This is a genomic window from candidate division WOR-3 bacterium (genome assembly GCA_039801725.1).
Taxonomy (GTDB): Bacteria; Hydrothermota; Tepidihabitantia; order Tepidihabitantales; family DTDR01; genus DTDR01.
This window is the reverse complement of the sequence record JBDRVE010000031.1, coordinates 1-16,163: the sequence shown is the minus strand read 5'-3', so window position 1 is coordinate 16,163 and position 16,163 is coordinate 1. Positions and strand designations below refer to the sequence as shown.

Below are 16,163 nucleotides of genomic sequence, written 5' to 3'. Positions count from 1 at the left end.
CCAGGCTTTATTAGAAGAGGGTTATGTATCAACGATTGAAGAAGCCTTTATGAAATTTATTGGCTATCATTCTCCTGCCTATGTTCCAAAAATGGAGATAAGCCCAGAAGAAGCATTAAAAATTATTAGAGATTTTAAAGGCATACCGGTTTTGGCACATCCGGTATCTTATGATTTTGAAAAGATAATATTCCCTTTGATAAAATTGGGTATATTGGGAATTGAAGTCTATCATCCTGACCATACTGAATATCATATAAATTACTTTTCAGAAATTGCTAAGAAATACAACCTTTTAATTACTGGTGGTTCTGATTGTCATGGTGGAAGAAAAGGAAAATTATTTATGGGAGAAATAAAACTACCCTATTTCCATTTAGAAAGATTAAAGGAAAAGAAAAAACAACTCTTCCTTGATATATAACCTTCTTTTTATTACAATCCTATTAAATGAGAAATATGTCTCAATAAACTTTGATGATGGCTTTTATTCCGTTTATAAGAATGCCTATCCCCTATTAAAGAAATATAACTTTCCTTTTACTCTGGGATTAATTGCTGGTTATCTAAAAGATAGAAAAATAAAGAATGAAAATGATTATCGCTATCTCACTATTTCCGAAATAAAAGAGATGTTAGAAAATTTAGATATTGAAATTGCCTCCCATTCTCTAACCCATCGTTATTTAACAAAATTAAGCGATAATGAGATAGAAAGAGAAATTAAAGAATCAAAAAAGAGATTAGAAGGTATTTTTGGTAGAGAAATTGTTACTTTTATCTATCCTTATGGAAAATATGATAAAAGGGTGATAAATCTATTAATAAATAATGGCTATCTTCAGGCAAGGGCAACCTCTTTTGGTGAAGTAAATTTCCTTTTAAAGAAATGGTACTTACCGATAAAAGAGATAAGAAAAGATACCAAGATGGAAGAAATATTAGAATATATTGATAAAAACAGATACTCTATCCTTCTTTTCCATCGGATAGTAAAAGACCCTAAATATTTTACTGATTATTCAATAAAAGATTTTGAAATCCTAATAGAGAAATTAAAAGAGAAAAATATTAAGGTAGTTACCTTAAAAGAGATGTATGAAATCTGGTGGCAGGATTTTTTAAAGAAAATCTATCTTCAAAAGAAACCATTAGAAAAGATTTATTTTCCAATATCTTTTGATATATTAAAAATAAGATAACTATTCTAATAAATAGACATCAACCTCTGTTCCGTGCTTTATTCCTGCTAATCTAAAAGTATGGTGATTTTCTTTATAACCTAAAAATATATCTATTTTTCTTCCTTTTATTTCTGAGCCGATATCGTGGGCATAAAAAAGACCATTATGGGTTTCATTAGCATTTATCTTTAAGCCAAATATATTAGGGATATATAAAAGAGAGCCTAATTTAATAAATTCGGGGTCGCAGGCAATAGATTTTAACGGAGTTAATTTAAAACCACATCCTAATGGTCTATCAACAACTTTTACCCGATTTTTCTTTTTTAAATAAGAAATAATCCTACCATCTCTTAATTGGGCACAGGATTCAATCTTTAAGTCTCTAACAAAGGAAGCAGGAAAATAGCCCAAAAGTTTTCCATCATCTAAATATAATGGGATATTCCTTTTACCTTTATAATCCTCCTCTTTTACTATCCAATAGAAACTAACCTTAAATTTTCCAAGATACCTACCTTGCTTTAAAGGAGGTGCTTTGGGTAATGGCTTAATAGTAAAAGCCGGTGTTAATGGTCTTTCTAATCTCAAAGGAGTACAAAAAATAATTAACAAAACCAAAAATAATAAAATTACCGCATACCTCATAGCCCACCCCTTTTTAAAAACTTGTTTAAATTTTAAGGAAATTATAAGGAAAAGTCAAATAGAAAAAACCTATAGTTTAGTCCCTTATTTTTACTATCTTTCTTATCTCTTCCCTATTTTTTATAAAATAAACCCCTTTTTTCAAGTTCTTTATTCCTCTATTACTGATATTCTGACCTAAATAATTGAAAATCCTAAACTTATCATTATTTATCCTTTTATTAACATTATTTTCAGCAATTCCTACTTCACCAATATAATATATAACTCCATCCAAATCAAAACCAGCATAAGGCAGATTATTGGAACCGCTATTAACATCTACTATCTTTATATAATAGGCACTATCCAAAGGAGTATTATTTAAATCAAACCCTTGGGTTCCTAAACCTCTGCCACAATAATGCCAGTTTATTAAATCTAATGAGACATAACAGTCATAACTTTCGGTAATTCCATCGTCTCCCTCATAAACCACAAAATCAATTCCTGAGAAGTTTCTTATTGGCTTTCTTTTATCTACCTCTAAGACTATTTCGCCACCAAAACATAGAGAATAAAATAAAGAATCGGGTAAACCCAAACAGTCGGTTGTTAATGTCGGGTTTAATGAGTCAGTATCAGTCCTTTTTACATAATACACCCGATAAGCAAAACCTATTGGATTCTCATTAGGAATAAGTTTTACTAAAATCTCAGTAGCAGTATCAGGATTTACTATTATATTTTCAATCATTTTTGGATAATATCCACAAGCATATACTATCATATTATACTCTCCTTCTGGTAATGGCTTATAAAAATCGCCTAAAAATGGGTCATTATATATATGCCATCTCTTTGGTGAATAAAAGGTAATTAGTGCCGGTATTGGCTCATTCGTAATTGAATCAATAACCTTACCAATAATCCCCTTTTTCATAATCCTTAAAACATCAATAAATGCCCGATAATTTGCCATACCTATTGAATCTATTTGTATTTGGGACGATGGCTGTTGGGTTTCAATTGTCCAAGATAATGTTCCAAAAACACCAAAAAGATAATCCTGAGAAGAACCCCTTACCATATACCAATCATAACCATTAATTGGCACCAAACGAGTGGTAGAAGAACCATAAGTAGAATCTGCATATCTTTGGGAAAGATAGATAATATAATTAGAATCGGGCGGGTCTTTTGGATGAAAATCCCATAAGTAATTCACATAAGAAGCAGCCGAATGATAATCGTAAGAGAAAGAAAAATTATTATTAACTGACAATTCTCTCATTATCTTTGTTTCATTTTGCGATAAAGGAGAAGGACTATTTCCACTCCCTGCCCACATATAACCATAATCCCGGTTTAAATCTACATTATTATTGTTATATCGTCTGTTTCTTACATAACCATCTGAGTTCAATATCGGAATAATCCAAATTTCTCGGTTATTAACAAGATAATTTATTAAAGGATTTTCATAATATTCATTTAATAATCTTTTAATATAATATAAACAAATCGCTGTTGAAATCTTCTCATTTCCGTGATGGCAACCAGTAATCTTTATTTCCGGCTCCTCTTCTTCTATCAAAGGATTATCGGTTATTTTCATACTGACTATCGGATAACTTCCACTATAACCTAATGTTTCTAATTTGGTTATTTCCGGAAATCTACGGGCTAAAGAATCTAACTGAAAAAGAACCTCTTGGAAAGAAGGATATTGTAAACTTATCTTTTCCATCTCCTTTTGATAATCTTCATAAACAATCTTTATCGGATAACCTAAACCCATCAATTCTCCAATTCCCTTTTCATCGGTTAAAATATAAAGAAAATCACCTTTGCGGGTAATAATATCAAAACCTTGTTCTGAGAGATATAAGATATCTGCCTGCTTAAAAATCCTCACCTCAACCAGTTTTTCAGTAGCAAAAGTAAAACTAAATATAAAAAATAAGAATAATAATATTTTATTATTCATTTTTTAGAGAGTTGGCTGGTAAGTTCCTTTTATCAACTCTAAAGCAATAATCTGTTGTTGAATTTGGTTTGTTCCTTCATAAATTTGGGTTATTTTCGCATCTCTCATCATCTTTTCTACTGGATAATCTTTCATATAACCATAGCCACCAAAAATTTGAACAGCATTAGTTGTTACTTCCATTGCGACATCCGAAGCAAAAAGTTTTGCCATTGAAGATACTGCCGAAATATTTTTAGCACCACTGTCACAAACCTTTGCCGCATAATAGACAAGTTGTCTTGCAGCCTCAATCTTCGTTGCCATTTGGGCAAGCATAAATTGAATACCCTGAAAAGAAGCAATTGGCTGACCAAACTGTTTCCTCTGTTTAGCATAATTAATTGCCTCTTCCAAGGCACCTTGGGCAATTCCTACTGCCTGAGCACCCACACCTGGTCTTGTTTTATCAAAAGTTCTCATTGTGATGATAAATCCCATTCCCTCTTTTCCTAATAGATTTTCCTTTGGCACCTTACAATCAGTAAAGATAACTTCGGTTGTTTTAGATGCTCTTATTCCCATTTTATTCTCTTCCTTACCAAAAGAAAGTCCGGGTGTATCTTTTTCCACAATAAAGCAAGAAAGTCCCCGCGCACCTTTTTTTCTATCAGTAGAAGCCACTACTACATAAATATCGGCTACACTACCATTGGTAATAAACTGTTTTGTTCCATTTAAAATATAAAAATCACCATCTTTAACTGCGGTAGTTTCTACATTACTGGCATCACTACCAGCATTTGCCTCGGTTAAACAAAAGGCACCGATTGCTCCATTAGCAAATCTTGGTAGATATTTTCTTTTTTGCTCTTCATTTCCGGCAATAATAATTGGAAAGGCAGCCAATCCGCAAGCAGCATAAGAGACACCAACGGCACCACAAATCCGAGAAATCTCCTCAACAACCAAACACATCTCAAAAATTCCACCACCCATTCCTTCATATTCTTCGGGAATATAAATCCGAAATAAATCCAGTTTCGCCATTTCCTTTAAGAGTTCAAAAGGAAACTCGCCTTTTTCATCTAATTTCTGCCTAACAGGTTTTATCTTTTCTTCGGCAAATTTTCTTGTTAAGTTTTTTATCATTCTCTGTTCTTCGGTTAAAAAAATATCCATAACTTCCTCCTAATCAAATCTTTCTTTAATATCTTCTGCGACATTTTTTAAAGCAATCATTAATTCATCCCTTACCCTCAAATAAACATCATAATCCAAACCAATTGGATCTAAAAGATCTTCACCGTTTTTATTAGGATATCCTTTTATGAGAAAAATTTTATCTTTGTATTCCGGATAAAAAGTTTCTAAATAATAAATATGATTTTTTTCGGCACATAGAATCAAATCGGCTTGTACTACCATTTTTTCATCCACCTGCCGACTACGATGGTCACTAATATCAATTCCAATCTCTTTTAAAGCCTTTTCGGCATACGAAGAAGGTGGAGATTTTTTTAAAGCAGTTGTTCCAGCCGAATAAATAAAAACAGGATAATCTTTTAAATAGTTTTCCAATATTCCTTTTGCCATTGGGCTTCGGCAGGTATTTCCGGTACAGATAATTAAAATATTAAACCAATAATCCCTCTTTATTTTTATTTTTCTTTTCAGTTCCTTTTCTAAGGAATATAAAGAATGATAACCCCGTTTCATTAAAAAAATTTCTTCTTCTTTTTTTTCAATATAGGTCCAATTTTTTATTTTTGATAAATCCTTGAAATTTTTTTCAACCTTATATTTCTTCTTTAAAAAATTAATTAACTCATTAGCCGAAATTAAAAAATCTTCTTCACGAAATTCTAAAAAATATAATCCCTTTAAGGTTTCTCGCTCCTTTTTATCAATATTTAAAAAATATTCATCAGCATAAAAAATAACTAATGGTTTTATTGGGAAAAAATTTTCTTGCTCGTTATCTTTAATAACCTGAAGAATTGGCAATTGAGTAAGATTTAATTCGGCTAATAAATTTAATAAAACTTCCTTTTCTTTACTACCAAGTAAAAGATTTTCATATAATTTAATAAGTTTTACTTCCTTTTTCATAATAATTCTATTCCTTTTTTACCAATATCCTTTCGGTAATGCATCCCTTCAAAATAAATTTCCGGAATCAAAGCATAAGCCTGTTCTTGTGCTTCTTTTAAATCTTTGCCAATTCCACATACTGACAATACTCGACCACCACTGGTATAAAATTCTCCATCTCTTTTCTCTGTCCCAGAATGAAAAATAAGATTCTTACTTTCATCAACCTCTTTTGGCAATTTTATTTTTTTCCCTTTTTCATATTGATAAGGATATCCTTGCGATGCTAAAACAACACAAAGAGAACTTTTACTATAAAACTCTAACTCTTTTTTCAGTTGTTTATCCTTGGCTAACAAAATTATTTCTAACAGATCAGACTTTAATAACGGTAAAATTGCTTGCGTTTCGGGATCACCAAATCGAACATTAAATTCTAAAACAAAAATATCCTGTTTGCTCACCATAATTCCGGCATAGATCACTCCACAATATTCAATCTTCTCTTCTTTTAAACCAAAAAGCAATCTCTCAAAAATTTCTTCCTTTGCCTTTTTCAATAGATCTTCTTTTAAAAAAGGTAATGGAGAATAGGCACCCATTCCACCAGTATTTGGTCCTTCATCATTATCTAACAATCTCTTGTGATCCTGAGAAGGCAAAAACTGTAAAACCTTTTCACCATCCGTGACACCAATTAAACTTGCCTCATAGCCAAAAAGACATTCTTCAACCACAATTTTTGCCCCGGCTTTTCCCAAAATTTCTTTAACCATTAAATCTTCAATTATTCTTAATGCCTTCTCTTTATCATCTACCACAAAGGAACCTTTGCCAAAACAGAGACCATCGGCTTTAATTACGCAAAAATTATTCTTTTCCAATAAAGAAAGGACATAATCTTTTGCCTTCTCAATATTTTCTTTATCAAAAACAGCAAAATCGGCGGTAGGTATTCCATATTTTTTCATAAACTCCTTAGCAAAGATCTTGCTTGCTTCTAAAAGAGAAGCCTTTTTATTTGGACCAAAAACTTTAATATTATTTTCTTCTAACAAATCAGTAATTCCTAAAGATAAAGGCATTTCCGGACCAACTACTACCAAATCAATCCTTTTTTCTTGGCAGAAATTTAAAATTCCTGTTAAATCTTCAGAAGAAATGTTTACTATTTCAGCAATTTCCGAGATGCCGCCATTACCAGGAGCACAATATATTTCTTTTATTAATGGTGACTGCTTCAATTTCCAAACTAAGGCGTGCTCTCTGCCACCGCCGCCAACAACCAAAACTTTCATAACTCTTATCGGTTTTTTAATTTTTCTAAAATTTTTTGTTTATTACAAATTTGTTTTTTAACTTTTGGTGGTGTTTCAATATAAAATGTTCGATCCTCAGGAGAATATAAGGCATTAAAGAAACCATAACCGCAACCTTTGATATTTCCCTTTTCACCAGGTCTTAAAGCCGGACCAGTTCCGGAATAGATAGTAATATTCCCTTCGCCATCTAAAATCTCCTCAATATAATCGGGAAAGATTCTTTTACCATCGATTATCAAATAAGTATCTTTTACAACAGTATCTAAAGAAAAGATAAACTCATCATCATCACCATTAGGTAAAAGATAATCATATTCCACAATAAAATTTATTTCATACCATTCTGCTCCTTCACTTTTTTGCCAAAAGATTTTAAAAGGTGCGGAGCTTTTCTCAATAATTGTCTCTTCTTTAGGATAAAGGATTTCAAATTCCTTAGGCATATAAACTTCGGAAAAGGCAATACCATCTTGATGTTCTACTTTTAATTTATACTTTCGATTAGTAAGAAAGGGTGAATAATTTCCATAAAAGGCATAGGTAAAGGGTTCATTTCTTAACGATAAAAAAGTATCGTTCATAAAAACCTTAGGAATCATTTTAAACCCTCGGTAGTTATAAACCCCGACCTCCCGAAAATATTTTACATTATCTTTAGTAAATTCCATTTTTGAAACCCATCCTTGGATATAAACCTCTTCTTTCTTTTGGCAAAAAAAGATATTAATTAAAATAATTAAAAATAAAATTTTTTTATTTTTCATATTTACCTCTCATAATGCATTGGCATTAAAAGATATAAAATTTCTTCGTCTTCTTTTATTTTTTCCGGAATAATTTTCATTGCTGAAGTGGGCGAAGAAAAATAAATAGTAGTTTTATCGCTTTCAATATGAGAAAGAATTTCTTGAAGATATAATGCGTTAAAAGCCACTTCCATTCCTTCTCCTACATATCTTCCCGTAACTTCCTCTTCTCCCCTACCAACATCTACCGATTCGGTAAAAAGTTTTATCCGATCTTCTTTTAAATCTAAAATAACCATTCTTGTCCGATCTTCCGCACGAGCAAAAATTGATACTCGCTTTAAACTCTTTAAAAATTCGTCTACCTCAAAGGTGTAATAATTCTCTTCTGCCGTAGGGATTGCTTTTTCGTAATCAGGATAAGGACCTTCGATCAACCGAGAAATAAATAAGTATTTTTCTCCTTCTAAATCATATTCAAAACCAATTCGCGATTCATCAAAATAAATTTTTACTTCTTTCACATCTTCCAAAAGTAACTCAAAAGCTGTTGGTGGGATTATTAATGAGATATTTTTAGTAATTCCCGTATCTATTTTTTTCTTATAAAGGGATAAGCGATAGCCATCGGTACCAACAAAACGTAGTTCTTGGTCTCTAATTTCTAAAAGTACTCCGGTAAGAGCCGGACGGCTGGTCTCTTTAGAAACACAAAAACCGGTCTTTTCAAACATTTCGATTAAAAGTCGATTATCAAAAGTAAAAGAATTTTCTTGAGGCAGATCTTCTCGTTTAGGAAAATCTTCCGGCGGGGCGGTGAGAAATTGGTATTTCCCTTTGCTGGTTTTTAAGGAAAGGGTATTCTCTTCTAAAAATAATTCCAAAAGGGGCTCAGAAATCTCTCGTAAACTCTCCAGAAGTTTCCGACCAAAAACTACCGCTTCTCCCTTTTCTTTAATCACATCCTTACCTAACCGTTTTTCTACATAGCACCAAAAATCTAAATCGGTAGCGTAAATTGAAAAATTCTCATTATCGCAAGAAAGATAGACATTTTGTAAAATTGGAAAGGCAGAACGGCTGGGAACAATTTTGATAACTTTTTCTAATAATTTTTTAAAAATTTCTGTGGCAATTTTTAGCCGCATAAAACCTCCTTTAATTTAATACTTCTTTTAAACCTTTTATTAATAATTTTATCTCTTCTTCCCTTATTGTTCGAAAATCTAATAAAAGACTATTTTTTTCTATTCGACCATAAATCGGTATTTCATTTTTTCTTAATCTTCTTGCTAGATCTTCAACATTTTGATGTTTAATTCTTAAAAGATAAGTTTTTAGTTTAACTCCGGGTAAAGAACCGCCACCAATCTCACATTCTCCTGGTAAGATAGCCAACTGATATTTCTCTTTTCTATCTTTTAAAGCGTTTAATACCTTTTTGGCCATCTTTTTTATCTCCTCTTCTTTTTTGAGAATCATTTTTATTACTTCGTGTTCCGCTAATAATTTTTCTTCATCAAAGAAAAGTCTCAAAGTATTTTCTAAAATAGCCAATCTTGTTTTATCCACTCTTAAAATCCTCATTACTGGATGAGAAGCAAGTTTTTTAACATATTCTTTTTTACCAACAATTACTCCGCATTGAGGACCACCAATCAACTTATCGCCAGAAAAACAAACCAAATCAGCACCTTTTTCAATACTTTCTCTCACGACCGGTTCTTTAGGAAGCCCATATTTAGAAAAATCAATTAAGGCACCACTTCCTAAATCATCCACTACCGGAATTTTGTATCTCTTTCCTAGTTTTACTAATTCTTCAATTGGTACCTCTTTCGTAAAACCAATAATTCGATAATTGCTTTTATGTACTTTTAAAATCAAACCCGTGTTTTCGTTAATCGCTTGTTCATAATCTCGCAAATGGGTTCGGTTGGTTGTTCCCACTTCGCGAAGAATAACCCCCGCTGACCTCATCACATCAGGTAAACGAAAAGCACCGCCAATTTCAATAAGTTCGCCACGAGAAACAATCACCTCCTTTCCTTCGGCCAAAACTTTCAGTATTAAAAAGGTTGCTCCGGCATTATTATTGCAGACGATACCGGCTTCCGCACCTGTTAAAGCAATGAGAAGTTTCTCAATGTGGCGCATCCGACTACCTCTGCGACCATCTTCTTCGTTTATTTCTAAATTACAAAATCCCTCTAAAAATTGCGAAACCGTTTCTTTTATATTTTTACTATAAGGTGCTCGCCCCAGACCGGTGTGAAGAATTACCCCTAAACCATTAATAACTCTTTTTAAACTTGGTGAAACCGCCCTTTTCACATTTTCAAAAATCTCTTTTTTATCTATCTCTTCTCTTTTGTTATTAATTATCTCTTCTCTAATCCGATTAATTTCTTCTTTTAAAAAATATCGCACAAGTTCTTTGGGATAAATTTCCATCAATTTTTTTATCTCTTCTTCATCTAACAAACTACTGATCGCAGGAATTTTTCTTAATACTTCTTCATTCATTTTTTCTCTTTAAAAATTTTTTTACCAACAAGGCTCTTTCATAATCTCTTTCTTCTTCAGTAAGGTCTTTTTTTCTTAAATAAAACATTAGATTAGCCCGTTTAACAAGAAGAGTGAGAATGTTTATTGTTAATAAAGAGACTTTATCAATTATTTCTAAGCAAACGCCCAATCGCAATGTCGATAAGAGATTAATCGCTTCTTCCGAACTTAAAAGTCGCGCATTAGTAAGTATTCCGTAAGCCCGCCAAACCCGATCTTCAATCTCCTTTTTTAAATTCTTTAAAAGATAATCTCTTGCCTTTCTTTCATAATTAATAATTTCCGTTACCAAATTTTTGGTGCTTTCAATAATTTCTTCTTCTTTCATCCCAATGGTAAATTGGTTACTTATTTGAAAATAACTACCAATAGTCTTCGTCCCTTCGCCATAAATCCCTCTTACTAAAAAACCGATACTCCGGGCAGCTTTTATTGCCTTCTCAATTTCGTTAGTTAAAAGTAGACCTGGTAAATGAAGCATAACACTCGCGCGCATCCCTGTTCCCAAATTTGTTGGACAAGCCGTTAAGAAGCCAAACTTTTCCGAAAAGGCGTAAGGTAATTCTTTTTCTAACCGATCATCCAATTCGTTTATTTTAACAAAGATTTCGTCCAAACAAAAACCGGCTTCAATAATCTGTAATCGTAAATGATCTTCTTCGTTTATCATAATACTAACTTTTTCTTCTTTGTCGACAAACAATCCCCGTCGATTTTTACTTAACACAAAATCAGGCGAAATCAAATGCCGTTCCAAAAGAAAATTTAAAAATAATTCAGTAAATTCCTTCTCGGGATAAAACTCAAACCCTCCTAATTTATCAACAACTTCTTTTATCTCTTCAATCACTTCTTCTTGTTCTTTGGGACTCGCTTTTAAAAGAAAAAGATGGTTTTCTAAATTGCGAGCAAACCTTATCCGCGAAGAGATACAAACATCGCCCTCTTTGCCGATCTCTCTTAAGAAACCAGGGAGTAAAATTTTATTAAATCTCATTTTTCCTTAATTCATTCTCTTTTTCTTTTATCATATCTCTAATCTTGGCTGCCCGTTCATAATCTTCTTCTTTAATCGCTCTTTCTAATTCTCCTTTTAATTTCTTAATTTCTGAAAGCAAAAGTCCCCTTTTTATACCTATGGTGATCTTCTTTCCTTTATGGAAAATTTCGTCTTCTTTTTCCCGAAGAGTGGTTTGGATTCGTTTTATAAAGGGTATAAGTTTTTCTTCAAAAGCCTTAAAACAGTCCGAGCAGCCAAACTTACCATACTTTTTAAACTCATAAAAAGAAAGCAAACAACGAGGACAAATAAGTTCTTTATCTTCTTTCTCTTTGGCTTTAAGCATTATTTTCAAAATTTCGTCAAGGTTCAATGTTTTGCCACTTTCTAAAATTCCCTTCTTTTTGGCACATTCTTCACAAATAGCAACTTCGATTTTGTTTCCTTTTTCGTCCACTTCGGTAATTGTCATTACTGCAATATTTTTGTGACAAATTTGGCAAAGGTTCTCTTCCATAATTAAATTAATTTTACTAAATAACCATCCTTTAAAAAATATTTTTCGTTACAAAGTTCTTTTATCCGCTCGTTATGGGAAACAACGACAATGGTTAAATCTCTTTTTTGATAAACTTCCATTATAATTGACAACATCATCTCACTGCTTCTTAAATCCAAATTACCCGTTGGCTCATCTAAAAATAAAACTTTCGGTTCGCCGACTAAGGCGCGCGCAATACCTACTTTTTGCCTTTCGCCACCGGATAAATCTTTTGGGTATAATTTAATTTTATCAAGAATTTCTAATTCTTCAAGAATCTTTTTTGCCTTTCTTTTTGCAACCCCTTCTTTTTCGCCACGGATTAATAAAGGAACCATTACATTTTCTAACACATTAAATTCTGGTAAAAGATAATGAAACTGAAAGAGAAAACCAAACTTTTCATTTCTTAATTGAAATAATTTTTCTGCTGATAATTTGCGCAAATCTTCACCAAAAACTTTCACTACCCCTTCGGTGGGATAATCTAATCCGGAAAGAATATGCAGCAAAGTAGACTTACCACTTCCCGAAGGTCCAAAAATTCCGTAAATATTTTTCTCATAAATATTTAAATCAATTCCTTTCAACACTTCGATTGGGTAAGAGTTATCATAATATATTTTCTTTATCCCGATCGCCTCAATTATTTTATTCATAACGTAGAGCCTCAACCACTACTAAACTTGCCGCCTTTTTGGCTGGATAGATAGAGGCAAGTAAAGAAATCGCCAAGGCTACTAAAATAGTGATTAACACATCAGTAAAAAACAACTTAGTAGGGAGATATTTAATAAAATAGACATCAGCAGGTAGATTAATTATTGGATATTTTGATAAGATAAAGGAGACGAAAACACCAATTATTGCCCCGATTGTTGCGCCGGAAAAACCGACAAAGAATCCATAATAGAGAAAAATCCTCATAATTTTTTGGGTACTACTGCCCATCGCTTTTAAAATACCGATCTCTTTTGTCTTTCTTATTACCAGCATTGTCAAAGTAGCAACAATTCCAAAACAGGCAATAATAATTAAAAGAGTCAAGACAATAAAAGTTACTACTTTTTCTAACTTTAAGGCAGCAAAAAGATTTTTGTTTAATGTCTGCCAATCTAATGCCTGATAGGGATACCCAACTAATTTATTTATCTTTTTTGCTACCTCGCGGGCTTGATATAAATTTTTTATTTTCAATTCTAAACCGGTTACCTGATTTCCACAATCTAATAGTCTTTGGGCATCTTTCAAATCAATATAAACCAAACTGGCATTATAGTCATACATTCCCGCATCAAAAATTCCTTTAACAATAAAATCTTCGGCTTTCGGTAAATAACCAAAGGGCGTTTTAATTGTAGCAAAGGGAGAATATAAGGTAATTTGGTCACCAACCGAAACCGAAAGAACTTTTGCTAAATCAATTCCCAAAACAATTCCGGGTTGAGAAGAAGAAAAATCAAAATCTCCCAAAATAATGCTCTTTTCAACATTTAAACTTCTCTTCTCATTCTCGGGAATTATTCCCCGCAAAACAATTCCATCAGAAGAATGGGAACTTTTAATTAAGGTCTTAGTAAAAATGAAAGGAGTAGAAAATTCTATCTCTTCGATCTTCTTTAAGATATCAATTAAGGAATCCACATTATTAATCAATTCATAATTTCTTTTAATAATAATAATGTGGGGTGTATGCCCCAAGATTCTCCTTTCCAATTCTAAATGGAATCCGTTCATAACTGAAAGGACAATAATGATACAGGCGACTCCCAAGGCAACACTACTAATATTAATCAAAGAAATTAATCTCTTTCCTTTGAGATATTTTAAGGCAACAAATTTTTCGAAATTCATTTCTCCTTTAATTGGGGGAAGAGGATTACTTCTCTAATTGAAGATTGGTTAGTGAGTATCATTACCAATCGGTCAATACCTATTCCCAATCCGCCACTTGGCGGCATACCATACTCTAAAGCGGTGATAAAATCCTCATCCAAAGGGGTTTCATCTTCTTTCAATTTTAAAAGTTCTAAAAAACTCTCTTTTTGTCTTATCGGGTTATTCTCTTCCGAAAAGGCATTACCCAATTCAATACCACCAACAAAAACCTCAAACCGTTCACAAAGTAAGGGATTTTCCCGATGGGGTTTAGCCAAAGGGGTAGTAATCTTCGGATGGTCAATTACAAAAGTTGGTTGGATAAGATATTTTTGAATCAGTGCCGAAAAAAGTTTATCCAACAATTTAATTTCTGTTATCTCTTCTTTAAAATCTATACCCACTTCTTTTGCTTTCTTTTTTAAAATATCAAAAGGTACCTCTAAAATATCTATACCTAAAATCTCATTTAAACTTTCACTAAATTTTATTCTTTTAAAGGGTCTTTTTACTTCGATTAAAAATTCAATCTCAGCGCATCGCTTCTCCTTCTTCTCTTCTTGGTAAGGGAGATTGTGCTCTTTACAAAAATTAATTAATTCTTCACAAAAAGAAAGATATTCTCGCTCTTCCTTATCTTTCTCTTTCAGATAATAAATATTAATCTTATTAATCTCAATTCCCTTTTCTTTCAATTCCTTAATTCTCTGAAAAATCTCTTTTTCTCCTTCGCCATAATAAAATTTCTCACTATAAATAAACTTATCATCCTTATACAAATTTTTCACTAAGAAAAGAAAAAGTTCTTCAAAAAGTTCCATCATCGTATAGTAATCGGCATAGGCTTGATAGATCTCAATCTGAGTAAATTCCGGAGAATGGAACCGACTTATCCCTTCGTTGCGGAAATCCTTACCAATCTCATAAACCTTTTCAAAATTACCAATTAATAATCTTTTAAGATAAAGTTCGTCAGAAATCCTTAAATAAAATTCTTTATCCAAACTTTCATAAAAAGTCTTAAAAGGGGTCGCAAAGGCACCACCATAAATCGGTTGTAAGATCGGTGTTTCCACTTCTATAAACCCCTTTTTATCAAGAAATTCGCGGATTAAAGAAATAATTTTACTTCTTTTTAAGAAAATCTCTCTTACTTCTTGGTTATTCAATAAATCTAAATATCTTTGGCGATAACGTAATTCCACATCTTTCAATCCATGATATTTCTCACCAAAAGGTCTCAATGATTTAGCAAGCAAAACAAAATCTTTCACCAAAATAGTAATCTCACCCGTCTTTGTTTTAAAAACCTCACCGGAAACACCAATAAAATCACCAATATCAAAAAGGTCTAAAAGTTCATATTTCTCATTTAATATATCTTTCCGAAAATAAATCTGAATCTTATCATAACCATCAGCAATCGTATAAAACTTCGTCTTACCAAAATCCCTTTCTAAATATATCCTACCGGCAACTTTCACCTCTTGTTTATTTTCGATAAGTTTCTCTCCATTATCCTTGACTTCCTTTGTTGTATGGGTTTTCAAAAAATAATAAGGATAAGGATTAATTTTCAATTCTTGTAATTTTCTAATCTTTTCTTTCCTAATTTCGTATTCATCCATAGAATAAAATTTTAAAGGAAATAAAAGAAAAGTCAATTTTTAAAATATTGAAATAAGTAAAAATACAATTATTTAATAGATATCTTAAAAAATAAACCCCTCTAAGAAACAAATAAAAAAGTGGTAACCTTTGGGGCTTCTTTTTCGTCTATATATAAGGGAGAATATATGATAAATCATGAGGCCAAAATATTAGTTAAGAAAGATTTATTAAGAGAAAAACCTAAAAGGGAGGTGCTTAACGGTTGGCATTTTCTTTTATATAATGGCTAAATAAGTAGCCCTTTTATATATTTTCCAAGCATAACATCTTTAAAACAAGGGTGTTTTTCTTTTAAATAAAAAGGGAGCTGTATAGGAGATAGTATAGAATTTAGTATTTAAAAATAACAAATAATAAGAATTAAAGAATTATTTCAGTTTTATAAAGTTTGTATACTCCAATTCAGAAACTTCTTTATTCTCTAATAATTTATAAAAGTGAATGGATTAATAAATAGTTAAGAAGTTAATAGATATAAATAAAAGTTTAGTCCTTTTAAATTATTAATCATTTATGGGCAACAATTAGGTCAGCAATATGCCTTAATGTCTCCTGGGTCTGAC

General features: G+C 31.9%; 15 protein-coding genes. 2 read left to right on the top strand and 13 right to left on the bottom strand.

Annotated features, from left to right (window positions below; genetic code table 11):
- On the top strand, positions 1 to 424 hold a 424-nt coding region (locus ABIK75_06590), incomplete at its 5' end, for a phosphatase (protein MEO0090750.1).
- Entirely contained in the window at positions 414 to 1,202 is a 789-nt protein-coding gene (locus ABIK75_06585; GenBank protein ID MEO0090749.1) for a polysaccharide deacetylase family protein, read from the top strand. The genes ABIK75_06590 and ABIK75_06585, both read left to right, overlap by 11 nt.
- Here ABIK75_06585 and ABIK75_06580 read toward each other — a convergent pair whose 3' ends face one another.
- The 13 genes from ABIK75_06580 to lysS form a co-directional block, all read right to left on the bottom strand.
- Positions 1,203 to 1,832 (bottom strand): 3D domain-containing protein, encoded by a 630-nt coding sequence (locus tag ABIK75_06580; protein ID MEO0090748.1) that lies wholly within the window; start codon positions 1,830 to 1,832, stop codon positions 1,203 to 1,205.
- Between the two features lie 76 nt (positions 1,833 to 1,908).
- A complete protein-coding gene (locus ABIK75_06575; protein MEO0090747.1) occupies positions 1,909 to 3,801 on the bottom strand; it encodes a M14 family zinc carboxypeptidase in 1,893 nt (630 codons plus the stop codon).
- A 3-nt stretch (positions 3,802 to 3,804) separates the two neighbouring features.
- Positions 3,805 to 4,962, bottom strand: coding sequence for an acyl-CoA dehydrogenase family protein (locus ABIK75_06570; protein ID MEO0090746.1), 1,158 nt, complete (start codon positions 4,960 to 4,962; stop codon positions 3,805 to 3,807).
- A 9-nt stretch (positions 4,963 to 4,971) separates the two neighbouring features.
- Entirely contained in the window at positions 4,972 to 5,892 is a 921-nt protein-coding gene (locus tag ABIK75_06565; GenBank protein ID MEO0090745.1) for a low molecular weight protein arginine phosphatase, read from the bottom strand.
- On the bottom strand, positions 5,889 to 7,172 hold the full coding sequence (gene purD / locus ABIK75_06560; protein MEO0090744.1) for a phosphoribosylamine--glycine ligase: 1,284 nt from the start codon (positions 7,170 to 7,172) through the stop codon (positions 5,889 to 5,891). Before purD ends, ABIK75_06565 begins: the two co-directional genes overlap by 4 nt.
- 5 nt (positions 7,173 to 7,177) lie before the next feature.
- Complete coding sequence (locus ABIK75_06555; protein MEO0090743.1) at positions 7,178 to 7,960, bottom strand: hypothetical protein; 783 nt, start codon at positions 7,958 to 7,960, stop codon at positions 7,178 to 7,180.
- A gap of 2 nt (positions 7,961 to 7,962) precedes the next feature.
- Positions 7,963 to 9,090, bottom strand: a complete 1,128-nt coding sequence (gene dnaN, locus ABIK75_06550; GenBank protein MEO0090742.1) for a DNA polymerase III subunit beta — start codon at positions 9,088 to 9,090, stop codon at positions 7,963 to 7,965.
- 10 nt (positions 9,091 to 9,100) lie between these two features.
- Positions 9,101 to 10,468 carry an L-seryl-tRNA(Sec) selenium transferase gene (selA, locus tag ABIK75_06545; protein MEO0090741.1) on the bottom strand — a complete coding sequence of 456 codons (1,368 nt, stop codon included), beginning with the start codon at positions 10,466 to 10,468 and terminating at the stop codon, positions 9,101 to 9,103.
- Complete coding sequence (locus ABIK75_06540) at positions 10,461 to 11,507, bottom strand: protein arginine kinase (GenBank protein ID MEO0090740.1); 1,047 nt, start codon at positions 11,505 to 11,507, stop codon at positions 10,461 to 10,463. The genes selA and ABIK75_06540 overlap by 8 nt, the downstream gene beginning before the upstream one ends.
- Positions 11,497 to 12,027, bottom strand: a complete 531-nt coding sequence (locus tag ABIK75_06535) for a UvrB/UvrC motif-containing protein (GenBank protein MEO0090739.1) — start codon at positions 12,025 to 12,027, stop codon at positions 11,497 to 11,499. Before ABIK75_06535 ends, ABIK75_06540 begins: the two co-directional genes overlap by 11 nt.
- Positions 12,028 to 12,029: 2 nt before the next feature.
- Positions 12,030 to 12,710, bottom strand: coding sequence for an ABC transporter ATP-binding protein (locus ABIK75_06530; protein ID MEO0090738.1), 681 nt, complete (start codon positions 12,708 to 12,710; stop codon positions 12,030 to 12,032).
- Positions 12,703 to 13,905 (bottom strand): FtsX-like permease family protein, encoded by a 1,203-nt coding sequence (locus ABIK75_06525; GenBank protein MEO0090737.1) that lies wholly within the window; start codon positions 13,903 to 13,905, stop codon positions 12,703 to 12,705. Before ABIK75_06525 ends, ABIK75_06530 begins: the two co-directional genes overlap by 8 nt.
- Positions 13,902 to 15,557 carry a lysine--tRNA ligase gene (gene lysS, locus ABIK75_06520; GenBank protein MEO0090736.1) on the bottom strand — a complete coding sequence of 552 codons (1,656 nt, stop codon included), beginning with the start codon at positions 15,555 to 15,557 and terminating at the stop codon, positions 13,902 to 13,904. The genes ABIK75_06525 and lysS overlap by 4 nt, the downstream gene beginning before the upstream one ends.
- Positions 15,558 to 16,163: the final 606 nt, after the last annotated feature.

What these genes read in the sequence shown, in the direction of transcription:
- ABIK75_06535 (MEO0090739.1), bottom strand. Translation starts at nt 12,027, where the DNA reads ATGGAAGAGAACCTTTGCCAAATTTGTCACAAAAATATTGCAGTAATG.
- ABIK75_06525 (MEO0090737.1), bottom strand. Translation starts at nt 13,905, where the DNA reads ATGAATTTCGAAAAATTTGTTGCCTTAAAATATCTCAAAGGAAAGAGA.
- ABIK75_06570 (MEO0090746.1), bottom strand. Translation starts at nt 4,962, where the DNA reads ATGGATATTTTTTTAACCGAAGAACAGAGAATGATAAAAAACTTAACA.
- ABIK75_06540 (MEO0090740.1), bottom strand. Translation starts at nt 11,507, where the DNA reads ATGAGATTTAATAAAATTTTACTCCCTGGTTTCTTAAGAGAGATCGGC.
- ABIK75_06530 (MEO0090738.1), bottom strand. Translation starts at nt 12,710, where the DNA reads ATGAATAAAATAATTGAGGCGATCGGGATAAAGAAAATATATTATGAT.
- ABIK75_06565 (MEO0090745.1), bottom strand. Translation starts at nt 5,892, where the DNA reads ATGAAAAAGGAAGTAAAACTTATTAAATTATATGAAAATCTTTTACTT.
- purD (MEO0090744.1), bottom strand. Translation starts at nt 7,172, where the DNA reads ATGAAAGTTTTGGTTGTTGGCGGCGGTGGCAGAGAGCACGCCTTAGTT.
- ABIK75_06555 (MEO0090743.1), bottom strand. Translation starts at nt 7,960, where the DNA reads ATGAAAAATAAAAAAATTTTATTTTTAATTATTTTAATTAATATCTTT.
- dnaN (MEO0090742.1), bottom strand. Translation starts at nt 9,090, where the DNA reads ATGCGGCTAAAAATTGCCACAGAAATTTTTAAAAAATTATTAGAAAAA.
- selA (MEO0090741.1), bottom strand. Translation starts at nt 10,468, where the DNA reads ATGAATGAAGAAGTATTAAGAAAAATTCCTGCGATCAGTAGTTTGTTA.
- lysS (MEO0090736.1), bottom strand. Translation starts at nt 15,557, where the DNA reads ATGGATGAATACGAAATTAGGAAAGAAAAGATTAGAAAATTACAAGAA.
- ABIK75_06575 (MEO0090747.1), bottom strand. Translation starts at nt 3,801, where the DNA reads ATGAATAATAAAATATTATTATTCTTATTTTTTATATTTAGTTTTACT.
- ABIK75_06580 (MEO0090748.1), bottom strand. Translation starts at nt 1,832, where the DNA reads ATGAGGTATGCGGTAATTTTATTATTTTTGGTTTTGTTAATTATTTTT.